The 24,531-nt window shown below is 42.2% G+C and carries 26 protein-coding genes; 21 read left to right on the top strand and 5 right to left on the bottom strand.

Translation table 11 applies throughout. The features are described 5' to 3' along the window. Positions 1 to 35 precede the first annotated feature (35 nt). From AC6F33_RS12370 to AC6F33_RS12295, 16 genes are all read left to right on the top strand, one after another. Complete coding sequence (locus AC6F33_RS12370; RefSeq protein ID WP_255745952.1) at positions 36 to 842, top strand: PTS mannose/fructose/sorbose transporter subunit IIC; 807 nt, start codon at positions 36 to 38, stop codon at positions 840 to 842. Positions 843 to 861: 19 nt separating this feature from the next. Further along, the gene (locus AC6F33_RS12365; protein WP_480948478.1) at positions 862 to 1,773 is read left to right on the top strand and encodes a PTS system mannose/fructose/sorbose family transporter subunit IID; all 912 of its coding nucleotides are present in this window, start codon (positions 862 to 864) and stop codon (positions 1,771 to 1,773) included. A 227-nt stretch (positions 1,774 to 2,000) separates the two neighbouring features. Beyond that, positions 2,001 to 2,384 carry a DUF956 family protein gene (locus AC6F33_RS12360; RefSeq protein ID WP_255745948.1) on the top strand — a complete coding sequence of 128 codons (384 nt, stop codon included), beginning with the start codon at positions 2,001 to 2,003 and terminating at the stop codon, positions 2,382 to 2,384. Between the two features lie 271 nt (positions 2,385 to 2,655). Continuing rightward, the gene (locus tag AC6F33_RS12355; RefSeq protein WP_500777173.1) at positions 2,656 to 2,982 is read left to right on the top strand and encodes a bacteriocin immunity family protein; all 327 of its coding nucleotides are present in this window, start codon (positions 2,656 to 2,658) and stop codon (positions 2,980 to 2,982) included. 227 nt (positions 2,983 to 3,209) lie between these two features. After that, positions 3,210 to 3,668 carry a DUF986 family protein gene (locus AC6F33_RS12350; protein WP_255745944.1) on the top strand — a complete coding sequence of 153 codons (459 nt, stop codon included), beginning with the start codon at positions 3,210 to 3,212 and terminating at the stop codon, positions 3,666 to 3,668. Between the two features lie 571 nt (positions 3,669 to 4,239). Next, complete coding sequence (locus AC6F33_RS12345; RefSeq protein ID WP_023511572.1) at positions 4,240 to 4,440, top strand: cold-shock protein; 201 nt, start codon at positions 4,240 to 4,242, stop codon at positions 4,438 to 4,440. A gap of 134 nt (positions 4,441 to 4,574) precedes the next feature. Next, complete coding sequence (locus AC6F33_RS12340) at positions 4,575 to 5,114, top strand: beta-class carbonic anhydrase (RefSeq protein WP_255745939.1); 540 nt, start codon at positions 4,575 to 4,577, stop codon at positions 5,112 to 5,114. Between the two features lie 111 nt (positions 5,115 to 5,225). After that, positions 5,226 to 5,420 (top strand): alpha/beta-type small acid-soluble spore protein, encoded by a 195-nt coding sequence (locus AC6F33_RS12335; RefSeq protein ID WP_253059171.1) that lies wholly within the window; start codon positions 5,226 to 5,228, stop codon positions 5,418 to 5,420. Between the two features lie 178 nt (positions 5,421 to 5,598). Beyond that, positions 5,599 to 6,435: an HAD family hydrolase gene (locus AC6F33_RS12330; protein WP_255745936.1), complete on the top strand. Its 837-nt coding sequence runs from the start codon at positions 5,599 to 5,601 to the stop codon at positions 6,433 to 6,435. 229 nt (positions 6,436 to 6,664) lie between these two features. Further along, positions 6,665 to 7,906: a metallophosphoesterase family protein gene (locus AC6F33_RS12325; RefSeq protein ID WP_500777172.1), complete on the top strand. Its 1,242-nt coding sequence runs from the start codon at positions 6,665 to 6,667 to the stop codon at positions 7,904 to 7,906. Positions 7,907 to 7,951: 45 nt separating this feature from the next. Further along, positions 7,952 to 10,759 (top strand): ATP-binding protein, encoded by a 2,808-nt coding sequence (locus AC6F33_RS12320; protein ID WP_500777171.1) that lies wholly within the window; start codon positions 7,952 to 7,954, stop codon positions 10,757 to 10,759. A gap of 97 nt (positions 10,760 to 10,856) precedes the next feature. Next, positions 10,857 to 11,534 (top strand): response regulator transcription factor, encoded by a 678-nt coding sequence (locus AC6F33_RS12315; protein WP_255745931.1) that lies wholly within the window; start codon positions 10,857 to 10,859, stop codon positions 11,532 to 11,534. Between the two features lie 14 nt (positions 11,535 to 11,548). Next, positions 11,549 to 12,922, top strand: coding sequence for a sensor histidine kinase (locus AC6F33_RS12310; RefSeq protein WP_500777170.1), 1,374 nt, complete (start codon positions 11,549 to 11,551; stop codon positions 12,920 to 12,922). 68 nt (positions 12,923 to 12,990) lie between these two features. After that, positions 12,991 to 13,983 carry a 3'-5' exoribonuclease YhaM gene (gene yhaM, locus AC6F33_RS12305; RefSeq protein WP_480948475.1) on the top strand — a complete coding sequence of 331 codons (993 nt, stop codon included), beginning with the start codon at positions 12,991 to 12,993 and terminating at the stop codon, positions 13,981 to 13,983. An 85-nt stretch (positions 13,984 to 14,068) separates the two neighbouring features. Next, positions 14,069 to 14,362: a sporulation YhaL family protein gene (locus AC6F33_RS12300; RefSeq protein WP_370645899.1), complete on the top strand. Its 294-nt coding sequence runs from the start codon at positions 14,069 to 14,071 to the stop codon at positions 14,360 to 14,362. Between the two features lie 186 nt (positions 14,363 to 14,548). Further along, positions 14,549 to 15,082, top strand: coding sequence for a hypothetical protein (locus AC6F33_RS12295; protein ID WP_255745925.1), 534 nt, complete (start codon positions 14,549 to 14,551; stop codon positions 15,080 to 15,082). Between the two features lie 93 nt (positions 15,083 to 15,175). Here the strand turns inward: AC6F33_RS12295 and AC6F33_RS12290 are convergent, their stop codons facing one another. Then, positions 15,176 to 16,057 (bottom strand): peptidylprolyl isomerase, encoded by an 882-nt coding sequence (locus tag AC6F33_RS12290; RefSeq protein ID WP_500777169.1) that lies wholly within the window; start codon positions 16,055 to 16,057, stop codon positions 15,176 to 15,178. Positions 16,058 to 16,395: 338 nt separating this feature from the next. Between AC6F33_RS12290 and AC6F33_RS12285 the strand changes: the two genes are divergently transcribed. Together AC6F33_RS12285 and AC6F33_RS12280 are read left to right on the top strand one after the other, a co-directional pair. Then, the gene (locus tag AC6F33_RS12285) at positions 16,396 to 16,995 is read left to right on the top strand and encodes a YpmS family protein (protein WP_255745921.1); all 600 of its coding nucleotides are present in this window, start codon (positions 16,396 to 16,398) and stop codon (positions 16,993 to 16,995) included. A 112-nt stretch (positions 16,996 to 17,107) separates the two neighbouring features. Then, complete coding sequence (locus tag AC6F33_RS12280) at positions 17,108 to 18,340, top strand: aminopeptidase (protein WP_255745919.1); 1,233 nt, start codon at positions 17,108 to 17,110, stop codon at positions 18,338 to 18,340. A 99-nt stretch (positions 18,341 to 18,439) separates the two neighbouring features. On the opposite strand, the gene AC6F33_RS12275 is transcribed toward AC6F33_RS12280, so the two are convergent. The 3 genes from AC6F33_RS12275 to AC6F33_RS12265 all read right to left on the bottom strand — a co-directional run bounded on the left by AC6F33_RS12275 (position 18,440) and on the right by AC6F33_RS12265 (position 20,087). After that, entirely contained in the window at positions 18,440 to 18,844 is a 405-nt protein-coding gene (locus AC6F33_RS12275; RefSeq protein WP_255745917.1) for a YtxH domain-containing protein, read from the bottom strand. A gap of 140 nt (positions 18,845 to 18,984) precedes the next feature. Beyond that, the gene (locus AC6F33_RS12270) at positions 18,985 to 19,527 is read right to left on the bottom strand and encodes a tryptophan transporter (protein ID WP_500777168.1); all 543 of its coding nucleotides are present in this window, start codon (positions 19,525 to 19,527) and stop codon (positions 18,985 to 18,987) included. Positions 19,528 to 19,655: 128 nt separating this feature from the next. Then, on the bottom strand, positions 19,656 to 20,087 hold the full coding sequence (locus AC6F33_RS12265; RefSeq protein WP_480948471.1) for an HIT family protein: 432 nt from the start codon (positions 20,085 to 20,087) through the stop codon (positions 19,656 to 19,658). A 195-nt stretch (positions 20,088 to 20,282) separates the two neighbouring features. On the opposite strand from AC6F33_RS12265, the gene AC6F33_RS12260 reads away from it, so the two are divergent. The 3 genes from AC6F33_RS12260 to AC6F33_RS12250 are packed head-to-tail and all read left to right on the top strand — an operon-like array spanning position 20,283 to position 23,934. Then, complete coding sequence (locus AC6F33_RS12260) at positions 20,283 to 21,959, top strand: hypothetical protein (protein WP_500777167.1); 1,677 nt, start codon at positions 20,283 to 20,285, stop codon at positions 21,957 to 21,959. Positions 21,960 to 21,973: 14 nt separating this feature from the next. Then, entirely contained in the window at positions 21,974 to 22,726 is a 753-nt protein-coding gene (locus AC6F33_RS12255) for an ABC transporter ATP-binding protein (protein ID WP_480948469.1), read from the top strand. Then, positions 22,714 to 23,934: an ABC transporter permease gene (locus AC6F33_RS12250; RefSeq protein WP_500777166.1), complete on the top strand. Its 1,221-nt coding sequence runs from the start codon at positions 22,714 to 22,716 to the stop codon at positions 23,932 to 23,934. Before AC6F33_RS12255 ends, AC6F33_RS12250 begins: the two co-directional genes overlap by 13 nt. 55 nt (positions 23,935 to 23,989) lie before the next feature. Here the strand turns inward: AC6F33_RS12250 and AC6F33_RS12245 are convergent, their stop codons facing one another. Further along, positions 23,990 to 24,424: a ferritin-like domain-containing protein gene (locus AC6F33_RS12245; RefSeq protein ID WP_255745907.1), complete on the bottom strand. Its 435-nt coding sequence runs from the start codon at positions 24,422 to 24,424 to the stop codon at positions 23,990 to 23,992. Between the last annotated feature and the right edge of the window lie 107 nt (positions 24,425 to 24,531).

The raw sequence follows: 24,531 nt of genomic DNA, 5'->3' as shown, positions 1-24,531 counted from the left end.
TCTAAACGATCAGGAGAAAGGGAGGATTAACCATTATGGATTTGAACATTATTCAAATTATATTAGTTGTTATCGTCGCATTTTTAGCGGGTATGGAAGGAATCCTGGATGAATTTCATTTTCACCAACCAGTCATCGCCTGTACGTTAATCGGACTTGTGACAGGAAACTTAATCCCATGTCTTATCCTTGGCGGTACGCTGCAAATGATTGCTCTAGGCTGGGCGAATATCGGTGCCGCAGTAGCGCCTGATGCAGCGCTGGCATCCGTTGCCTCTGCCATTATTTTAGTTCTCAGTGGGCAAGGCAATGCCGGTGTATCGTCAGCCATCGCGATTGCCATCCCGCTTGCCGTTGCCGGTTTATTATTAACCATCATCTGCCGTACAATTGCAACCGCTTTCGTACACTTCATGGATGCTGCAGCTAATGAGGGAAACTTCAAAAAAGTTGAACTCTGGCACATCAGCGCGATCTGTATGCAAGGCGTACGTATCGCCATTCCGGCAGCATTAATTTTAGCTGTTGGTGCCGGTCCGGTGCGAGGTTTGCTTGCATCCATGCCAACTTGGCTGACAGCTGGTTTAGCCATCGGTGGCGGCATGGTCGTTGCCGTAGGTTATGCCATGGTTATCAACATGATGGCTACCAAAGAAGTATGGCCATTCTTCGCGATCGGTTTCGTACTCGCGACGGTGACACAGATCACTCTTATCGGTCTTGGTGCGATCGGTGTATCTCTTGCCCTTATCTATTTAGTGCTTTCCAAGCAAGGCGGCTCAGGTAATGGCGGAAACTCAAACACCGGTGATCCACTAGGCGACATTATTGATAATTACTAAAAAGGAGGGAGAAATAAAAATGGCACAAGAAGTGAGATTATCAAAAAAAGATCGTATTTCTGTTTGGTGGCGCTCAACGTTCCTTCAAGGCTCTTGGAACTATGAACGGATGCAAAATGGCGGTTGGGCGTATACAATGATTCCGGCAATCAAAAAATTATACAAATCTAAGGAAGATCGTGCGGCTGCACTCAAACGTCACTTGGAATTCTTTAATACGCACCCCTATGTCGCTTCACCAATTATCGGTGTGACCCTTGCTCTGGAAGAGGAGCGTGCGAATGGCGCACCTGTTGATGACGTCGCCATTCAAGGGGTTAAAATAGGCATGATGGGGCCGCTGGCAGGTATTGGTGATCCGGCTTTCTGGTTTACGGTAAAACCAATCCTTGGTGCGTTAGCAGCTTCTCTTGCGATGACCGGTAACATTTTGGGACCTATTCTGTATTTCTTTGGATGGAATATTATTCGTATGGCGTTCATGTGGTATACGCAGGAATTCGGCTATAAAGCGGGTTCTAAAATCACAGACGACTTATCCGGCGGATTACTTCAGGACATTACTAAAGGCGCATCCATTCTTGGTATGTTCATCCTGGGTTCATTAGTTAACCGTTGGGTATCGGTAAAGTTCACGCCTATTGTATCTTCAGTTAAACTGGATAAAGGCGCATTCATTGATTGGAGTCACTTACCTTCCGGAGCACAAGGAATCAAAGCTGCGTTGGAGCAGCAGGCAGCCGGTCTTTCATTAGACGCGCATAAAATAACAACGTTACAAAACAACTTGGACAGCTTAATTCCTGGTTTAGCCGGATTGGCATTAACGCTTCTTTGCATGTGGCTGCTTAAGAAGAAAGTTTCACCAATCATTATGATTCTTGGGTTGTTCGTGGTTGGTATCGTCTTGCACTTACTAAACGTGATGTAACAGTGAAAATTTAAATTATTGTTTATTCATTGAGTTATTAAGTTGAGTATCAATCCTGCATTCCAGGAGTTGTATACCAATAAATTGAGCCTGATTCCTCTTAAGTCAAGGATGTCAGGCTTTATTTACAAGTGTTTATTCTGCCCAAACCTACCCGATCAAAATTGTTTGATCACTGGGGAAAAAGTATAATAAACGAGTATAGCGAAAGGAAGTGAAGCAAGAAAATGGTTCAATCAATTAACACCAAAGTCGATTTTGTAACCGATGCCACTTCTTATATTGGGCTGACTGATTACGGTAAAATTATGATTGGAGACAAGGGGTTTGAGTTTTATAACGACCGAAATGCTCAAAAATACATTCGAATTCCTTGGGCTGACGTTGATTACGTCGTTGCCTCAGTGATGTTCAAGGGAAAGTGGATTCCGCGCTATGCAATACGAACGAAGAAAAATGGAACATACACTTTTTCTTCCAAGCATCCGAAGAATGCTTTGCGTGCGATACGAAAATACGTTAACCCGGAACAAATGGTTCGATCGCTGACGTTCTTTCAAGTTGTTAAACGTGGTCTGAAAGCCTTGTTTGGTCGAAAAAGAAGTAATTAATATCCTGTATTTTTGAATTATTTGCTTCTCACTTGAATCAACAGCCGCTTTGCAAACGGCTGTTTTTTTCTTTACATAGTCCTTAATGAAGCATACTCTGATGAAGAAGTAAAAGTTAATGATCAAAAATCATTGAGGATTATGCTCGTGAGTTAGAAAAAGGGAAAAATATAATTACTTTGCTTTCAAACACCTTCATGTTATTGCCACCGTTTGGGTGAGTTCAGCTGCCGGTAGCTATATCGTTCCATAAAAAGAGGGATAAAGTTTTATGTCTAAAAACAAGAATTTGAGTCGGAAAGAACAAGAAGAGGCAATTCTAGAAAAAGTCTACGATCTTATTCTTGATGAACAAATACAAGATGATGAACGCAACGTGTTCATCACTTTTAAAAATAATGTTGAAAAAGACAAAGATTTTGAAAGGCGAGTAATGTATTTAGCTGAAGGACTGCGGCAAATAGCAGTTAAACGATTAACCGTTCAATCGAAACTAAGCCCTCAGGTTGGTGGATTTTACATGGAAATTTCAGCCACGGGATTGCTTAAAAAAAATCTAGGTACTGGCCTCGCCGCAATGGGAATTACTTTTCGTTAAAGGAAAGGCTATTTTCTAAGCCGAACAAGCTGCGAAAATTGAGTTATATAGAAATTTTAAAGGATCGACTTACTGTTTTCTATTATGATCAACCGAACTAAGTTGGAAGCTGTCACGGCTATTTTTCAGTTTTATTATGATTAAAGAGCACATAGGCGTCTCATAAACCAGTTGAATGATTTAAAATGTACTTATTAATAGGTCGTGATTGAAAGAGGGGACTGCAGATGACACTTACCATTGTTGTTATGTATCTTATTTTCGCTGGGCTGTTGGCTTATATTCTTTATGATGACCTGCTCGTTCGCTTGCTGAAAGGAAAAACAATTTTATCTGTGCGCCTAAGAAAACGTAACTATTTGGATCAGCTTATTTTAGCGGCATTGCTTGTGATTATCTACGTTTCAAATACGGTCAGAGGTGATAACAGCATATTTCTCAATATTGCATTGATCCTCTTGGTGCTGACACTGCTGTACAATACATTTGTTAAAGCACCAATGGCACGATTTAAGAAAGATGGTTTCTTTTATGGATTGGGATTTATAAAGTATGATCAAGTAAAAAAAATGAATTTGTCCGAGGACGGCGTTCTGGTCGTCGATACCAATCGTCGCAGAATGCTGCTCTACGCACGTAAGATTGAGGACTTAGAAAAGATCCTAAACGTTTTTGTTGTTCATTAATAAACTGGCTGACACCTTTGTCATTCATTAATTAAGGTTTCGGCTTTTCATTAGTTGACATTTCTACTTTTGGGCTCTATACTAAAGTAGACCTAATGTGAATGACAAAATTACTGATTGTTTTTTTGAATATAGGATTGTGTTCTTGTCAATACTGTGCAACAGATTGTATGAAAAGCAGATTGATCTTGCGCTGAATCATACTGGCTCGGTCAGAGGAACCGTAAGGATGGAAGAGAGGTAGGGCTTTCGTTGTTTCGGCGTCGGAAAAGCCGATTGATGTTTTTGCTCTTTTTGTTAGGTCTAATTTTATGATTATGTATGTATGATAAAAGGTAACATTTATAATTCACGTGTTATAAAAGGATTATCAATGTGTTTGTACTTTTTTATTGATACTTTTTATAATATGTGAATTTTTTATTTTTGCGGGAAGACCCTTGTTGGTGAATGATTTAATATCTGCAGCTGCAAGGATAAGGTACGCCGGATAAAACATACGCATATATTAAATTTTTTAAAGTGCGTTCAAGTACATTGAACATCCACTTATTATTAGGAGGTTTTCTTTTTGAAAACAGGTACAGTTAAATGGTTTAACAGCGACAAAGGCTTCGGTTTCATCGAAGTTCCAGGCGAAAACGACGTATTCGTGCACTTCAGCGCGATCCAAACTGACGGATTCAAGACTCTTGACGAAGGTCAAGCCGTTGAATTCGAAGTTGTCGAAGGCAACCGTGGACCTCAAGCAGCTAACGTTACTAAGCTGTGATTAACCATTAAAAAAACCGTTTCCCATTGAGGGAGACGGTTTTTTTGCTTTTTCAAGTCACAATATTGGATTCATAGATCATTTTCTTTTATGATTAACTGTGACATTTATACTTGACTTGGGGGAAATGAATTATGTCGCAGCTGAAAGAAATGCTTGATTTTAACCAACAATTTGTTAAAGATGAAGCGTATCGGCCTTTTGAAGCACCGAGTCGCCCAATAAAGAAGATGACCATTGTGTCCTGCATGGATTGCAGGCTCATTGAATTGCTGCCAAAGGCGTTGAATGTGAAAAATGGCGATGCGATTATGCTGAAGTCTGCAGGCGGAATGGTGGAATCTCCATATAGCAATACAATGAAAAGCATCCTTGTTTCACTGTATGAGCTTGAATCGGAAGCTGTCTATATTATCGGACATACGGACTGCGGCATGCATGGCTTGCATGCAGAAAAGATGATTAACGATATCAAGCAGCGCGGAGTCGCTGATCAGAAATTTAATGAAGTTGCGATTGACTTAAATCAGTGGCTGAATGGTTTTCAATCCGTAGAAGATGAAGTGAAGAAGAGTGTATCGATTGTTAAGAATCATCCGCTCCTACCTGAACATACACCGGTTGTTGGCCTGGTCATGGACCCGAAGACCGGAAAACTGACTCAAGTCGTTTGATTTGTTCTGCGTGCTTCCTCATCACTTTATTTGCCTAAAAATTTCCATGCCGCTTTTCGAATATAGAAATCCATCGCAGAGCACAATAGGCTTATAAGGGAGGTGAAACACATGGCAAATTCAAATCAGTTAGTAGTGCCAGGTGTACAGCAAGCAGTTAATCAAATGAAAGAAGAAATTGCACGCGAATTCGGCGTAAACCTTGGACCAGACACAACATCAAGAGCAAATGGTTCCGTAGGTGGAGAAATTACAAAACGTTTGGTACAACAAGCCCAGTCTCAATTTGGCGGCTATCAAAAGTAATTTGAATGAAATGAATAGATGATAAAAAGGGAACGGCTTCTGCCGTTCTCTTTTCTTCGTTTGGTTAGCTTGACTTTGGCTTGTGCACGGTCTAATGCCTGGTTCTATTTTGTATTCTCCTTTCATAAGCTTTTCAAAGGAATAAGTACTGATTTGGATTCCGAAGAGGGGGATAACCTTGGTATATCGCTTACTTGCACTGGACATCGATGGTACCCTATTGAGCAGCAACAATAGGCTTGATCGTCAAACAAAGGATGCCATTCAGTATGCGCAAAAAAAAGGTGTTGTTGTCACGTTAGTATCTGAACGCCATTTTCATTCTGCAGCAAAAGTCGCAAGGGCATTGCGGCTCTCGCAGCCGATCATCACACATAACGGTGCTTTTGTATCGTCATCTATTGATGACCCGGTCTACACAAGTAAAATTGATCATAGTGTGCTGATGCAGCTCGCTGAATTTCTCGAAACCTACCCTTGTCAAATTCAGATGTCACATGAGCGATTATCGATCAGTAATCGTCCTAATCAAAAAAATTTGATCGCAAAAATGACAATTGGGATGAACGAACCGCTTTTTTATCCAGTAACTTATGTTGATTCGCTCAGTCAATATTTGCTTGAAAATTATGAAGGGGCGACAGACGTTAAAGTAAAATTGGATGATAAGAAGGTCATGGATGACCTTGAAAAGGCAATGAACGACTACTTCCCATCGCTGGAAGTGCAGAGAACTGAGCAGGACAGTCTGACACTGGTTCGACAAGGCACTTCCAAGTTTAATGGGCTTTTGTTCTTTGCCGGGCAGCTCGGTATTCCGCTTAATGAAATCGTCGCCGTGGGCGACGGTTTCGATGATGCCGAGATGATTGAGAAATGCGGTCTTGGCGTGGCGATGAGAAATGCACCGGCTGAAGTAAAGAATAAAGCAGATTGGGTTACCCGTTCGAACGACATGGACGGTGTGGCGTACATGGTAAAAGAAGTATTACGTAAACAAATTCGTGTCCATTAAAGTTTGCTTTGTGGACATTTGTGTTGCAATAAATGAACGAATAAACAACACTGAAGTTTCAACATACCTAAATTAACAAATGTTTTTTACAAAGCAGCCTGAATAGGCTGCTTTTTGATTTTTTTTTGATTTTTTGGCGCAATGTTCAATTGATCGTTCTGATGATTGAGAACGTGTGATCGGTTATGGTAAAATAAAATTAATAAACGTGTCTGGAAGGAGGAATCCTATGATTCGATTTATTCATGCGGCTGATTTGCATCTTGACCGCCCCTTCGACGGTTTAACGCAGCTCCCTGAGCCGCTTCGCCGTCGCTCAGCTGAGAGTACATTTACCGCGCTCAATCACCTCACGAGTACCGCACTCCATGAACGGCCTGACTTTATGATCATCGCCGGAGATATTTTCGATAACAGTCATCGCAGTATTAAAGCACAGCGTGCATTTGTACGTGAAATGAAACGATTAAATGAAGCATCGATTCCTGTTTACCTTATTTATGGCAATCACGATTTTGTTAATAAAGCATGGGGTCATCTGAGCCTTCCAGATAATGTGCATGTTTTTCCCGAGACTCCTTCCGCCATGTCGGTGACATGCGCAGGCGGACAAACGGTCAAACTGTACGGGTTCAGCTATCATCAGCGCTGGATTAAACAAGACATGATTCCGTATTATGAAAGAAGCGGGAATGCGGATTATCACATTGCTATTCTCCATGGAGAGCCGCACTCAGGGACGGATGAAAGCAACTACGCGCCTTTTTCAATAAGCGAGCTGGAAAAACAAGGATTTCAGTATTGGGCGCTTGGACATATTCATAAGAGGCAGCAATTATTATCCCCGGTACCGGCTTGGTATCCAGGCGATATCCAAGGACTATCCTTCAAAGAATCTGAACTTGGTCCTAAAGGCGCGTCAATGGTTGAATTGGATCCGCACGGTGTGCAGGTCCGATTTCTCCCCACTTCGGATATAGAATGGCGACGCAGTGAACTCAATTTTTCAGGAACAGTGACAGCCGATCAATTGGAAACGACCATAAATGCGCTCAAAGAAAAGGAACGAAAGAAGCAAGCAGGAGCGTTTATCCGTCTGCGTTTTTCTTTTACAGGTCCTGAAATGCAAAGCAGTGAGACAGAAGAACTGCTTCATGAGCTCATTGACGCACTTAACGAGGATGAGAAGGAATTAAGGGACTTTATCTGGCTCGTTCCGGATGCTTGTGAGTTCCGCAGTCATTGGGACAAGCAGCAGATTTTGAGCAGTCCTCACTTTCTTGGCGATTTATTTCGTTATATAGAAGAAGGGGACAGTGTACAGCAAGCGACCGAGGTACTTTACGGTCACCACTCAGGGCGACGTTATCTTGAACGCCTGTCTGAGGAAGATCAAGAATGGATTCGCAGAAAAAGTGAACAATTGCTTGCAGATGCATTAACGGGAGCAAGCTTGGAAAAAAACGAATGACGGCTCTGGGGGGAGGTGCGGCGAGTTTTCCAGAGAGATCTCGCCATGACGATGAAATTGAAGACGCTGACCGTTCATCACTTCGGCCGTTTTGAAGAAAAGAAAATAGAATTGCCGCAAGCACCGATTACGATGATTTATGGAGAAAATGAATCAGGAAAGTCAACGATTATGGCGTTTATTTTGAGCCAGTTATTTGGCTTTCCTTCAAAGAAGCTACTCGAGAAATGGAACGGAAAAAATCGTTCCGGATCGATCGGCGGTTCATTAGCATTTACGGCGGACAACGGCAAAACGTATCGGCTTGAACGGACCCTTGACGGTCAAGAAGAGCTGAGCTTTAGTACGGAAAACGGTGAGTCTGCGGATTTAAACGAATTTTTGCATAGCACAAACAGACTCCTTTACGAGAGTGTTTTTTGTTTTGATTTGGATGGACTCCGAAACATTGATAAGATGAATCCCGCAGATATGAATGATCTGCTGCTTGGAGCAGGGATGATTGGCAGCGGGACATTGGGAAAACTGGAACAAAAATTGGAAAAACAGTGCGCCGATTTGTTTAAGAAGAGCGGTAAAAAACCACAAATCAATCGCCTGTTCGCTGAATTGAATAATTGTTCCGCCCAGCTAAGGGAATGGGAGAAGAAGCTGGACAGCTATCAGCAGCTTCAAAACAGCGTGCATGATGGAAAAGAACAATTGAAGCAGTTGGAACTTAAAAAGAAAAAGGTGCAGCACGAATACCAATTGTGGACATCATTTTCGGCTGCTCTTCCGCTGATTAATACGTATCGTGCACTGAATCATGAGCGCCAATGCATGGGACCTGAGCAGTCTTTCCCGCAAAATGTGAAAGAACATTATGATGATTCGTGTAAACTGCTTCGATCACTTAAAAATGAGATTAGTGAGCTGGACGAACAACTCGGAAAGTTGGTTGAATCAGGCAAATTCATTCATGTGGATGAGCGGTGGAAGGAGCAAGAGCCGGCGCTTCAACGGTTATTTAGCAAAGCTGCCGATGATCAACAAAATGAAAAAGAAAGACATCGTATTGAAGACGAGATCGACCAGCAACGAGTTGCTATACGACGAATCTGTGACCTTCTGGGTGCGGGATGGACACTGGGCGTCATTCGCAAAGCATCGTCTGAAGCAACGCTTGGCGAACAATTAAAAGAAAAGCTCAGTATTTGGAAAAAGCTCGTAGATGAGCGTCGCGACTTGGCACGTGATTTGAAAGCAGCACTAGAGAAAAAAGAAACCTTGGAAAAACAGCTGAGAACAATTGATGTGAAACATGCTTTTTCAGAAAGAAAATCAAGCGCTAAGGTTGCGGCCCATCCCTTGCAATCGCGAGTGCTGATCATTGGATTAATCATTCTGTCCGTTATATTTGCTGTTTTTTCTTCAATTGCAATAACACCGTTTGCGGGAGTACCGGTACTTTTATTAGGGGCGATCGCCATTGGAAGCATTTTCTTTGCTCCTCGTATCCATGATGGGGAAGCAGATAGACGGACTTATGCAGAAGACGACAGACTCTCCGCTGAACGTGCATTGCTGGAACAACAACTCAGTCTGGCAAAAGCAGATGTTGGACAGTTAACCGATCAGCAGAAGGCATGTACGCAGTCATGTGATGTACAAGAGGACGGCATCAAGTCATGGTTACAGGAACGCGGCTATTTCGTGGATGATTTGACAGGCGTTGAGGATAAAGTCAGGCTGGTGAACACCGCACAAGAGCTTTGTCAAAAACTCGATGTGCTCGAAGCTAAACTGCAGCGATTGATTGTTCTTCACGAGGGCTTCGAACGGGAGACCGGACTGTTGGCAGAGAAAATGGGCAGTGCTGGTGCTGATGCAAATTATTTAGAGCATTGCTGCCAAGAGCAGATGGAGCAGAAGCGACGCTGGGAAGATTTAGAGAAACAGCGCCAGATTTATAAGAAGCAACGAGAACGCTATGTAAGCCGAATTACGGCACTCGAAAATGATCAAAAGGCATTGTTTACAGAGACACATGTTGACAATGAAAAACAGTTTTATGAGGCAGTAGAAAAAGAAGAACGCCGCAAGTCCATTAATAAACAGCTGGAGACGAGCAGAATGCAGTTGCTTGAGCTGACCGGTTCGGACGAGCAAATTGAGGTTTATGTGTCTTATGTGGAAAATCATAAATGGGAAGGATTGACCGAACAGGAGTTCAAAGATCGTATTGCTGCGTATGAATCCGAATTGAAACGTGTTCGCGACCAGCTGGCAGATGATCGAGCGCAATGTTTGGTCTTGGAAAGAAATGATTCCTATCGAGATACTCTTGATCGGTATCATGAACTTTTGACAGAAACCGGTATTAAAGCTAAGGAATGGTCAGCGTATCAAACGGCACTATGGGCGATTCGTGAGGCAAAGGAACAATATCGTGAACAACGTCTACCGCGCGTGCTCCGAGAGGCTGCGGACTATTTCTGTTCAGTAACCGCAGGGCGATATAAGAAAATTTTGCTCAGTGACGATGGATTCATCGTTGAAGACTCAGACGGTCTTACGCTTCTTGCCTCTCAGTTGAGCCGTGGAACAGCAGAACAGCTCTATCTTTCATTACGGCTTGCTCTGATGCGGATCTTTAGCGGTTATGAAACCTTGCCAATGATTATTGATGACGGATTTGTAAATTTTGATCGAAAGCGTTCAGAAACGGTGTACACTCTACTTAATAAAGTTGCCCAGGAACGACAGGTTATTGTGCTGACCTGTCATGACAGTGTCTATCTTCATAAGCATCCTGAAGCAGTACTTAATCTGTCGGATCAGCAGGAGCGGATATCTGCTTCGCAAAAATAATCAAACATTATGGAATTTGTTTCATTTATCTTTATGGCAATTCGTGCATGCTATAATTTAAGAGATACAATATGAATCGTATAAGGATGATTTCACAATGAATGAAACACTCTTTAAAATTAATCTTGTTGAAGATGAAGAAAGCTTAGCGTCCATTCTCAAAGCTTACATGGAAAATGAAGGCTGGAATGTATCTGTTTTCCATACGGCTGAAGAGGCATTGGACTATATGCATAACGGTGTCCATCTCTGGATTTTGGACATCATGCTGCCCGGTATGTCAGGGTATGATTTGATAAAAAAAATAAAAGAAAACCATTCGGAACAGCCGGTTATTTTTATTTCGGCAAGGGATCAGGATCTAGACAAAATTCTGGGACTGGAGCTTGGCAGCGACGACTATTTAGCAAAGCCATTTTTGCCAAAAGAACTGGTTATTCGTGTTAAAAAATTGCTGCATCGTGTGTACGGCGCAGGTATCCATGAGAATCGGATGGTGATCTCTAAATATCAGCTCGATGTTGTTCGTCGCAAAGTGTTTGATGAGGAGAATCAGATGATTGAGCTCACGACGAAAGAATTTGATGTGCTGCTCTATTTAGTGGAGAACGTCAATGTCGCCAAATCACGTCAAGATATTCTGACCGAGGTATGGGGCGGCGATTATGTCGGATCGGATCGTGCGGTAGATGATGTGGTACGCCGCATCCGCCGAAAGATGGGGCGTTTGTCACTTGAAACGGTCTATGGTTCCGGGTATAGGATTGTCTCATGAGATTGCCATTTAAAATGACGTTGACAAAACGGATCTGGCTCTCATTCGCGTTTCTTGAGTGCGTGATCGGACTGATTATTCTCAGTGTCTACCCCTATACCATACAAAATACGCTCAAGGAAAATACGTTCCGAACCATTGAAGTGCAGCAATTGCTTAATTTTCAAGGGATTGTCGGAGGCTATGGAGTAGATAATCCTGGCACAAGTATTCATAATTACGACTCGACAAGATCTGTTTGGACCGTGTTGGTCAATAAAAAATTTCAAACCTTGGTTGGAATTCTCCCATCTGACGGTAGCATTTTGAAGCAAATGAAAGGGCAAATTAGACATCAGAAAAGTGTGTTAGCCCGATATGAGTTGAAGCAAAATGATTCGACATTTTATATAGTCGTCAGACGATCATCTGACAGTTATCTAATTTCCTATATGCGAGATACCTACAACAATGAATTAAGAAACAATTTATGGAGCCGCTTGATCTTTACGTTCGCGATGGCGAGCATCCTTAGCCTATTTCTCGCATTTTGGCTGGCGCGTTATATCAAACGGCCGCTTGATATACTAGGAAGACGATTTAAAGAAATTTCACGTTTAAATTGGGAAAAGCCGTTCGAATGGAAAGGCGATGTAGAGTATGAACGTCTTTCTGCTCAATTTGAAGAAATGCGGCTCAACCTGATCAAGTATGATCAATCTCAGAAAATATTTCTTCAGCAGGCATCTCACGAATTGAAAACGCCGATCATGATTGTTCAAAGTTACGCGCAATCCGTTAAAGACGGTATTTACCCCAATGGCGGTCTCAATGATTCCATGGATATTATTATTAAAGAATCTCAGCAAATGGAAAAACGAGTGCGCAAGCTGCTCTATTTTACTCGATTTGATTCACTTGGAGATAAGCAAATGCGTTATTCCCTTATTCGCTTTGGCGATTTAGCAGACCTTGTGCGTGAGCGATTTATTACTCAACGGGCAGATATTGAAATCCATGTCGGCGGAGAGGATACACTGATTTACGCTGATCAAGAGCAAATGCAGACCGTACTGGAAAACTTAGTGGAAAATGCACTGCGTTATGCGAAGAATAATATATGGATTGATGCTGACGGAAGCAGCAGATACAGGTCTCTGATCAATGTTAAGAATGATGGGCCGGAAATTCCGGAGCATGAACGTAAGGCTATGTTCCAGCCTTTCCAAAAGGGAGAAAAAGGACAATTTGGATTAGGGCTGGCAATTGTTAAACGAATCATTCATAATCATCATGGAGTCATTCATGTTGCTAATACTGAGGACGGCGTCGTATTTGAAATGACTTTACCGGCTCCGCCTAAGGAAAAACCGGACAATGGATCAGATGCATTGAATGAAAAAGATTGATTGTTGTCTTATACTTACCTTATTTTAAAATGACATTTTAAACTAAGGTTATTTGAAGGGAAGGGTTCATGGTGAAGGGAATCGCGTTTTATAAAGAAGGCGAGCATGTTCATGAATTCCTGTTGATAAAGAGCGTGACCAAGGGATTGGCCAGCAATGGCAAGCCTTTTCTTACGATATACTTACAGGACAAAACAGGTGACATCGAATCCAAGCTGTGGGGCAGCACGGCGGAAGATGAAGCGAATTACGTTGCTGGCGCAGTGGTGCTTGCTGAAGGAGACATTACGACATTCAGAGGCAGAAATCAATTCAAAATCCGTACAATTCGTCCAGCTACAGAACATGATCAGGTGAACAAGGCGGAACTTGTGATGTCGGCTCCGTTATCAATTGAGGAACTTAATGAGAAGATTACACAATACTTATTTGAAATCAAGAATCCGGTAATACAACGCCTGACACGAGCTCTTTTAAAGAAACATCATCATGACTTTTTCGAATATCCTGCTGCAGTAAGTATCCATCATAATTTTCTTTCAGGACTGGCTTACCATGTGTGCTGCATGTTGGATATGGCGAAGGCAGTTGTCAATCTCTATCCTGAAATTGATAAAGATTTATTGTACGCGGGCATTATCATCCATGATATGGGGAAGCTTGAGGAGTTGTCCGGAGTGACTGCGACCAGCTACACACTCCCCGGAAATCTGCTTGGTCATATCTCGATTATGGTCGCCAATATTGGCGAAACAGCAGATGAACTCGGTATTGGTGATAAGGAAGAGGTTTTGCTTCTTAAGCATATGGTGCTGAGTCATCATGAAAATCCGGAATGGGGCAGTCCAAAACCGCCGATGTTCAAGGAAGCTGAAATTCTCCATATCCTTGATGACATGGACGCTAAAATAAACGTGATGACCCGTGCTGTACGTAAAACACGTCCTGGCGAATTTTCAGAACGTATCTTTGCTATGAACAATCGAACGCTTTACAGACCGTCATTTGATACCAGCGATACTGAAGATGAATTGCAGCCTCCATTTCAAGAGAACAGCTAAGGTCTAATTTTCCGTTTCTTCGCATAGGCTACATTGCAAGTAAAAATTGGGACAACGCTCGAGTAGCTAGCTGGGAGGCGGAAACATGAAGCAGGCTAAACGTTCATTATTTATCGTTGCTGCGCTATTCATCCTTTTTTTAATGCAGCAGTTCGGAATGATTGATCCCGTGATCAACATGCTGGAAAGCGTAGCTTGGTGGGTATATCTGGTTGTAGCCGGTATAATATTCAGCGGTTATCAAGCATTTAATTTATCCAAGCAGGATAAAGAAGTCGATGAAGAGTGGGTCGAAGAGCAAGGTAATGTGTACATGAAACGAATGGACGCCGAGAAAGAGCGGCGCCGCAACCGTAAAGATCCGAGAGCCATGTCTTGAACAGGCTTTCGGATTTTTTTTTGCATAACTAAGAATGCCTAAAATTACTCTGAACCGGCCAACCATAATAGAACAAAAAACTATTGGAAAAAAATGTGTGAATTACTTCCGTTATCGGTCCATGCAACGATACTGCAGAAAAATAGAATATAAGAGAGGCAGTAAACAGATAAGGAAGTGACTGATATGGATGATTCTAATAATAAGGGGGCAGGCTTCGGATCGGACAAAGATGGCGATAAAAAAAGAAGACAATACAAAAAACCGGATGCTGTTCCGTTTTGTGACGATCATGTGATTAGTGAACTTAGGGTGGACGGTACAACTGATGAAGAAACAGTTTGGCTTAATGCGGTTATTGAGTGGCGTCCTACAGGCACAATACCATTAAATAGGATGAGCAGTTTGTCCGCTTCTATTTCCATATGCGTACCTGCTCTTATTCAAATTTGGAGGAAAGACGCTTCGGGCAATACACTTATCACTGAGAAAGCAGATTCCAGTTCGGCTATTGTCATATGGAATGGTCCTGGAGGATTCATTTTATTTAATCGGGTGATCACCACAATTCTCATTGAAGATCATATTGCACCCAATAAGGAAAACGAATATGTCGTAACTTTTACAGCAAATCAAGAAACTCCTGCAGGAATTCATCTTGATCAATCAAAAGTGACCAGTTATCAATTATTTGCAACCTTATTGAAGATGGACAATTGATTTTCCTAGCTTCGATCCTTGAAAATTAGTGACTCAAGGCAAAAAAAACACGAATCGGATAGGTGCTCCGATTCGTGTTCTTCTCTGTTCGTGTTATTGCTGCGTTGTCGTTGAGGTTGAGGTTGAATTGAAAAGATCTTTGAAAGCCTTGTCCTTCACTTGAACATCAGCATTCTTAATCAAGTTCTTGATTACCGTATCTTGAGATTTTTCTTTGCTTGCAAGGTAAGCTTCTTTTACTGAGGATTTCAGATCGTTATACGAATCTTTTTTGCCCTCAAGCTTGATAATGTGATAGCCGCCGTCCGTGCTCGAATATACAAGCGGGCTGATTTCGCCGACTTTCAGTTTCATTGCTGCATTGCTGAATTCGGCAACCATGGTTGATTGTTTGAACCAGCCAAGCTCGCCGCCCTTATCTTTAGAGCCTGTATCCGTTGAATATTGTTTCGCCAATTTAGCAAAATCTGCTCCATCCTTTAATTTCTTTTGAATGGATTGTGCGGTTTTCTTTGATTTAACGAGAATGTGGCTCGCTTTAAGTTCTGTCAATGTTGTCTTGTTCTTATTATAGTAATCCTTAAGTGCTTTGTCTGTAACCTTGATGCCGTCCTGCTGAGCCTTCGTCATCATTAGGGAGTCTTTAATTTGGCGTCTGAACGTAGTTTCAGTCAGACTGTTCTGTGTTAGCGCCTGCTTGAATTGGTCTTCCGATGAGAACGTCTTGCGAACTTGATCATATTTCGCGTCAACAGCCTTCTTGGATACATTATATTTCTTTTCCAAGAGCTTTTCGTAAACCATATTTTGAAGGACAGCTTCTCCATTGGTCTTTTTCAATTCATTGTAAAATTCTTCTTTTGTAATATTACCGCTTTTCGTTTTCACTACTGCGGCGTTATCTCCGCCGTTCCCGCAGGCTGCGAGACTTGTGAGAACGATAACAGCGGCCAGAATCATCATTAATTTCTTCACTACGTCCACTCCTATTTTATATTGTTCCACATTACAACAGTATTTCGTAGTTGCGCGCGGTTATCCGTCGCAATCGGCAATTTTATCAAATACGGTTACCATCTGTTTGCGACACTGTTCATTCTAACTGAAACTTGCCCCCATTGTCGAGTTATTGATGATTCCTTCTACATGAATTCACTGGTTGCAGCGTGCCGAAATTATGTACTTGTTTCAGCATATTTCGCATGAGTCGAAAATTGCGTTATAATAAATAAACTATTGGCTTGTTTAAATAGGTAAAAAATCTTGCATGTACTGGTACCTATATAGGTGTGTAAAGGAGAGGGAAAAGAAACGTGAACGCTGCAACTTATCCCAAGAAAAAGAAAAATTTATGGAAAATCGCTTTATTATCATTACTTGTGATTGAATTAGCCTTGGTGATTGCTGTACTTGGCATGCTGACAAATGGTTTTTCTGCAACAGACAGTCCGACACCGCAAACGGATCGCACCGAAGGAAAAGCTATTTTTTCCGTGCAGGCGAACAAGCAGCAGCTGGAGAATATGATCAATGATCAAATTGATTCTAATGGAAATAACAGGCTCACCTATCATATTGATATTGGCGATCAGGTTGTTTTGAACGGTAAGTATAAGCTCTTATTTACTGCGATTCCGTTTTCCTTGACCTTCACACCTTCAGTATCTAATGGTGATATTGTGCTGAAAGAAACTGATGTTAAATTGGGCAGTATTCCTCTTCCGGACAAGCAGGTGCTCAGCTTTTTGAAAAGCGGATCAAAATTTCCAAAATGGGTAGCTATTCAACCGAACAAGCGGCAAATTTATATTAATTTAACGGATGTTCAAGTGCAGAAGGGTCTCTACCTGCGTGCACAGACGATTAATTTAGCTAAAAATGATGTAACATTCAGTGTTCACCAGATGAACTAAGAAAAGTTTTCTTCAATTATTGGTAACGTTTGCATTTATACCCTTGCCAAGTGTTAGAATAGACTTGGTAAGAAAAATTTGTTCATTGCAAATTAGACGGGGGGCACTCGATTTGAAAACCTTTGCTCAAAAACTCGAAAAATATGCGGAATTGGCTGTAAAAGTAGGCGCAAATGTTCAGAAAGGACAGGAAGTACTGATCAAGGCACCAATTGATGCAGGCGAGCTTGTACGCATTGTAACGGAAAAAGCATATGAGGCCGGAGCGAAACGCGTGTTCTTTAACTGGACGGACGATAAACTGGATCATTTGCGGCTCAAGCATGCATCGGAGACAGTGATCAGCGAATATCCGGTTTGGAAAGCCAACAAGCTTGAGGACTTGGTCAAGAGGGGGGCTGCTTGTATTGACATCCGGACAACAGGAATTGGTATGATGGACGGTATTGATCCGAAAAAGGCGGCGCTTGACCAAGAAACGATGTGGCGCGCATTAAACACCTATTATGATTATCGTATGTCCGACCGTGTCAGCTGGACCATTTTAATCTTTCCAACCGTTGAATGGGCGAAGAAACTGTTCCCCGGCAAAATCAGAGAGCTTGCGGTTGCCGACTTATGGGAAGTTATTTTCAAAATGACACGTGTGGATTGTGATGATCCGGTACAAGCTTGGGAGGATCACAAGAAGACACTTGCTAATAAGGTTTCTTTTCTAAATAAGAAAAAATATAAAAGGCTGCATTATAAAGCTCCAGGCACAGATTTAGAGATCGAGTTCGATCCTGATTATCACTGGGACGGGGGAGCAGCAGTGAACAGTTCGGGAACTCCTTTTGTTCCTAATATTCCAACTGAAGAAGTTTATACATTGCCTGTAAAAAATGGAGTTAATGGTACAGTTATGGCGACTCGTCCGCTTGTTTACGGCGGTAAATTGATTGAGAAGTTATCGGTCACTTTTGAGAATGGACGTATTACGCGCGTGAATGCCAAAGAGGGCGAGGAGCTGATCAATCACATGATTGACACAGATGAAGGCTCACATTTTTTAGGGGAAGTTGCGCTTGTTCCTAATGATTCGCCGATCTCAAAGTCAGGTCTTGTTTTCTTTACGACACTTTATGACGAAAATGCATCCTGCCATTTGGCAATTGGAAAAGCCTATCCGACTTGCCTCGATGGTGGAACGGAAATGTCGGCGGAAGAATTGAAAAAGCATGGAGCGAATGACAGCTTGATTCATGTTGATTTTATGGTCGGCTCCGATCAATTAGATATTGATGGCGAAAATGCAGAAGGCGAATGGGAGCCGGTTTTCCGAAATGGTGTCTGGGCGTTTTGACATACAAAAATTAATCTACAGATCAGAAAAAAGGCTGGTGCTATTTGCACCAGCCTTTTTAGCATTAATCCTCGTTTAGAGTTCAAAAATAAATGGCCATTACAGTGATGGCGGTGTCTCTTCTTCACCCGGTTTTTTCTCCGGAGAATGCTCCGTCAATTTGTTAGTCAGCTTTTCTTTTGCTGCTTCCAATTGAACGACGTTGTTCTTGATTTTCGTTAGATAAGGTTGGACATCGTCTTTCCATTCTTGCAAAAGATTGCCAATATCCGAGACTGCCGATTTAAGAACCGGAACGCTGTCATCCTTCAGAGCAATAACGCGATCTTTAACTAAGCTTAAGTTATTTGCCGCGTCTTTTAACGGCTGCTGAATAGAGGCTGCCTTTTCTTTTATGTCGCTTCGAATTTCTTCACCTTTTTTAGGCGTTGTCAGGAGAACAATCGTGCCGCCGACTACTCCACCGACAATTGCTCCAATCGTGTACGAGAAAAATTTTCCCATTTTATTCACCTCTTCAATTAAAGTATACGTTCGTGATTACTTCTATTATACCCCAGCTGTCGCTGCTTATCACTTGAAAGCATATATTCAAAGAACAAAAAAACTCCAATTCTAAACAGAATCGGAGTTTTCAATATTTTTTAGTGAAGCGTCGGTTTTGGTAACGTTTTTAGAAATCCGCTCCGTTCGCCAATTTTGACGATAATTGGATAGAGGACAGCGAACAGAACCAAGTTGGCAAGTGCAGTCGGGAGCACCATAGTGATAAACAATGCACCGAATGCTGCCGAATTCATACCTGCAACAAGAATAGCCATAGTCAAGAATATAGTTCCACTGAGCACAGTACCAAGACCTGCTAAGACGACACCAAAGACGTATTTGCTCTTTGCTTGAAAGTAATGAGCAAATAAATAAATGACTAAAAATACAACGGTTGAAGTCACTAATTTATCAATCACGTTTGGAAAGAATCCACCGGGCATTGAAGTAGTTAATCCGGCTAAAATACCGTCGACAAGTCCGATAATGACAAAGGTTTTGATATCGGCGAAAAGAAAAAGGGATAAGAAAAGCATCACGAGTCCAAAATCGGATTTCATAGGGAATCCAGGAACTACCGCATGCAATATAGTCCCAATGGCAAGTAATAGAGCAACAATAATCAAATTCTTAAGTTTCACGCTGATCTCTCCTCAACTGAGCTGATGTTTCCTTCAGCAGTGCCCCAACGGCCTGCTGCAAGGTGTATTCAATAATATACACGTAATGTCAGGAAAATGCAATTCAAATACTGAAATTTTTACATAAATTAATTAATTTCTTTTGCAATCGCTTGAGCAATCTCTGCGCGTGCTTCATTTGAATACTCATCCATGTGCGACTGGAAGCTGAATGAGAACGTATCGTCTTTGCCATAGCGCGGAATCAGATGCAGATGATAATGAAACACGCTTTGACCGGCAAGCTCGCTGTTATTATTCAATACATTCATACCGACCGGATGAAAGGCATTTTGAATGGCTTTAGCAATGACCGGTACTTTGCTGAATAACTTCTCAGCAATTTCAGGTTCCAAATGAAAAATATCCTTCCGATGTTCTTTAGGAATGATCAGCGTATGGCCCTTAGTTACTTGCCCCAAATCGAGGAATGCAAATACATCATCATCTTCGTATACCTTTGCGCTTGGAATTTCTCCATTAATGATTTTGCAGAAAATGCAATCTGATGCCTCACACATTAATATCATCCTTATCTATGTTTTTTTACTTATTTTAGCACATTTTTTAGCGGTTTCATAAAGGGATTAGGCAGCATCATGATGAATATAAAATCAGATATGGCATGTGGTCCTTTAAGTACGTTACAATAAATGTAACGAAGGGTCGCCGGTGAATGAGCGGTCGACTGATACAGATCAGAGACGGGGGAACTTATGATTTACTTATTTAGTTTACTTGCATTAACCTTAAATCCATTTGTGTGGAAGAAAAAAATTAAAAGCAAAGTATTTCTGTCTATTCAAGCGGCTCGGGTGATGGCCGGTTTGATCATTTTGTTCATTCTTTCCTACTTCGGGCTGATTGATCATACGTGGCAGGCATTCTTAAGCTACGGATCACTTTTTTGGGGACTATTTCTGGTTCTTGATCTTGTCTATTCAAAGGAGCGTCTGATCTCAATCAATGTATTTGCAGGAATACTGATGCTTTTGTTTTTCTGCTTCCTGCACTTTATTTATCCGTTCACCGTAACCAAGGCGAAATATGATTTTGCTGCTGCAAAAACAACGGTGGTAAACCACGCGGCGCCATCAATGAATGAGCAGCATATTCCTGTCGTTCCGGAAAAATATGCACGTTATAAAAGTGAAAAAGTGTTAGGCGAGCTCGCACATGTTTCCTATTATGAGCTCGGTCATACATCGTTGCAAAAAATAGACGGACATCTTTATTGGGTCACACCAATTGAGTACAGCGGATTTTTTAAATGGATGAAAAGTCATCGCGTTCCCGGATACATTCGGATGAGTGCTGAGGATGAAAATGCGAATGCCTCGCTGATTAAAAAAGAGATGAAATTTGTACCGTCCGCCTACTTTTCTGAGAATTTGAAGCGACTCGTGCGCAGAAAGTATGCAGAACCGATTTTATTCCGTCCAAGTTTCGAACCGGATGAAACAGGTAAACCTTATTATGTCGTTGCCTATGGCTATTATGAAAAATTGCGACAAATACCGGATATTAAAGGAGTCATTGTTGTTGATCCGAAAACAGGGAACATGCGTCACTATTCGATTGACAAACTGCCTTTGTTCATTGATCAGGCAATCCCTTCAAATGTTGCTGAACAATGGAACGACTGGTATGGAGAGAATGTGCATGGCTTCTGGAATAAGCTGTTTGCGCAGGAAGATATCAAGCGGCCGACAGAATGGTCGCATTCTGATGAAGTGAACGGCGTGTTCGATCATGCTCTTCAATTGAACTGGTTCACCGACTTTACGCGTCCCAAGTCCGGAAGCGGCGCGATGGTCGGTTATTCCATGCTGAATACACGAACAGGGAAAATTACTTATTATTCAAGTGCAAACGGCTTGCTAAATGGGAAATCTGCGATGAATGTTGCGGAGAAGACGTTTAAACAGAATAAGTATGAGGCGGGTATTCCAAATCTCTATACGATTTACGGACAGGAAACATGGGTGGTCCCTTTGATGGACAGCAACAATGTTCTGCGTGAACTGATGCTGATTCATGCGAAAAATGAGAATGTCTACAGTGCGGAGACCGATAAGCGCACCCTATTTGATAACTATAAATATGCTGTTGCTACAAAATTAGGCGGCGACAGCGCAACACCGACAAACAAAGCACTAATTAAGAAATTGAGTGGCGAAGTTACGCAAGTCTACAAATATCAGGATGATGATTCACATCAGACCGTGATCCAATTTATGATTGACGGCAGCCAAAAGATTTTCACTGTGACCTCTGGCCAAAATCCATACAGCGTCTTTATGAAGGTTGGGGACAAAGTTTCGGTAGACTATATTGAAACGGATGAAATCGTTTCTGCTGTGAAAACATTCGCTCTTGATGGCAAAAAATGAAAGAGGCTAGAATTATGAATCCAGTATTAACTGTAAAACAATTAAGCGGCGGCTACTCACGGCAGCGCCCGGTGCTCCATGATGTGTCATTTGAGATGAACGCGGGTGAACTGGTCGGTCTCGTCGGTTTGAATGGAGCCGGCAAGAGTACGACAATTAAACATATTCTCGGACTTTTACAACCTTTTTCCGGGGAGATACGTATAAACGGGAAAACACTTCGCGAGGACAAGAGTTCTTACAGAAAAAGTATTGCCTACGTCCCCGAGATGCCGGAGCTCTATGAACAGCTCACTTTAGAAGAACATTTACAGACGACGGCAATGGCATACCATCTGGATAAAAAAACTTATGAAGAACGAAGTGAGAAACTGCTGAAGCTTTTTCGTATGGAAAAGAAAAAGCACTGGTTTCCCATTCACTTCTCAAAAGGGATGCGCCAAAAAGTGATGATCATGTGTGCGTTCCTTATTCGACCTGATCTCTATATTGTCGACGAGCCGTTTGTCGGCTTGGACCCGATTGGCATTCAATCGCTGCTTGACTTAATGAGTGATATGAAACGCTCAGGAGCTTCCATTTTAATGTCCACACATATATTGTCGACTGCGGAGCAATACTGCGATCGGTTTATCATTCTGCATGAAGGGCATATCGCCGTGCAGGGCACTTTGGATAAGATACGCAATCAGTTCGGAGATCCAAAGGCAAGCCTTCATGAAATCTATCTGGCCGTAGCAAGGGGCGAGACACAATGGATGAAATGAATACGCTCTGGAAAAAGCGCTGTCGGGACAATTTTCAGATGCAGCTGCGCTATTGGAATCTGATCGGCCGCAACAGCGGATTAATGTTTTTTATTTATGCCATGATCCTGATCGGCGGTTTCTACTACAAAAAATGGCTGGATCTATTGCCGGAACACTTCCCTGGCACGCTTATCGTCAGTATAGTGTTAAGCCTTGTCTGCTCTCATGCACCGATTCGTACATTCATTCAACGCGCAGATTTGGTCTTTTTATTACCAGCTGAATCAGAACTTGACGGTTATTTTCGCAGAACCAAATGGTACAGCTTCTTGATCCAAAGCATCACTTTACTGCTTGTATTGATCATTAGCATACCGCTTTACACTCATGGATCAGCAGCTTATGGAGGCAGCTCGCTCTTGCTTGGAGCGGTTGTCTCGCTCGCTGCGAAAGCTTGGACTATTGATTGCAGCTGGCAGGAGCAATTTATTGAGGATACAGTTCCGCTCCGTTTCCTTAGGACTGTTCTTACCTTTTGTCTCTTCTATTTTGTACTCAGTCATCAGCCGCTTTATGTTATTGCGGCATGTGTTGCCATTATGCTGTTCACACTGTTTTTTTTGTTCCGCCGCCAAGCGTCTGGTGCGCTGCTGCGCTGGAACAGTATGCTTGAGAGCGATCATCGTCAAGCTATGGTCTTCCTTCGCTTTGCCAATCTGTTTACGGACGTGCCGCAATTGAGGAGACGTACCCGCCCTCGCCGAGTGCTCAGCAGATTATTCCCGATTCGACATTTCGAAGAAAAAGAGGTGTTTGAACAGCTATTTATTAAGACATTCCTTCGTTCTGATGAGTATTTAGGCATGTATATGCGTTTGACAGTCATTGGCGCGCTGCTTGGCTATTTTCTTAATATAGGCTGGTATTCTGTTTTCATTGTTGTGTCGGTCGTCTATTTAACCGGACTGCAGCTCTTGCCTATTTGGAGTCAACCTTTTCCACAGGCACTCGCTGGGTTATATCCGATTGGTGAGCGCCTGAAACAGGATCCGTTCGTTCAAATGATCGCACGTCTTCTCATTGGACAGGTTGTAGTACTCAGTGCTGCAGCGGGGGTTGGTGCACACTCGTTTATTGATTTTCTCTTTTTCCTTTGTATAGGCTTTGCTGTCAGCTTGATTTTCGCTTATGCCTACACAAAACATCGTATTCAGCTTGCAGAATAAATAAAAAACCGGAACGGGGAAGAAATCCCCCGTTCCGGTTTTTTAAATCTCTTTTTCAGGCAAAAACAGGATCGGTCAATGTTTTTGTCAATTTTTCCAAATGGTTTTGTTCATCAGCGATCATATCTTCCAGTTTAACAACCAGTTCGATCATGCCGAGTTCTTGTGCCTGACTGCGACGTTCGCGATAGTTTTCCAATGTGTCCGCTTCTGCCTGACGTGCTCCTTCGAGCATTGCTTTGGCATCACTCACCGTGGCAACCGGTGCAGGAACAGTCGTCGGTTCACCGCCGAGGTTCGCAATTTTTTCAGAAAGATAAGCGGCATGGCCTAATTCGTCAGGAATTTCTTCCTCAAAAAAAGGCTTGAGAATCTGGTAATTCAGCCCGGATACTGTTGTCGCGTAATAATTGTACTGAATCACTGCAGAATATTCACCTGCAAGATCTTTGTTCAAACCATCAATTAATGCTAGGACTTTCTTGTCCATATCATTCACCCTTTCACTTAACATATCTTCAAATTACCCTCACAGCCCTAATAATAAACCTATTCAGCAGAAAACGATGAACATAATGCTTATTGTCACGATCCGTT

It is taken from the genome of Sporolactobacillus sp. BBK16-2 (genome assembly GCF_059878335.1).
The sequence above is the reverse complement of the archived record's forward strand: the minus strand, read 5'-3'. Positions and strand labels throughout refer to the sequence as shown.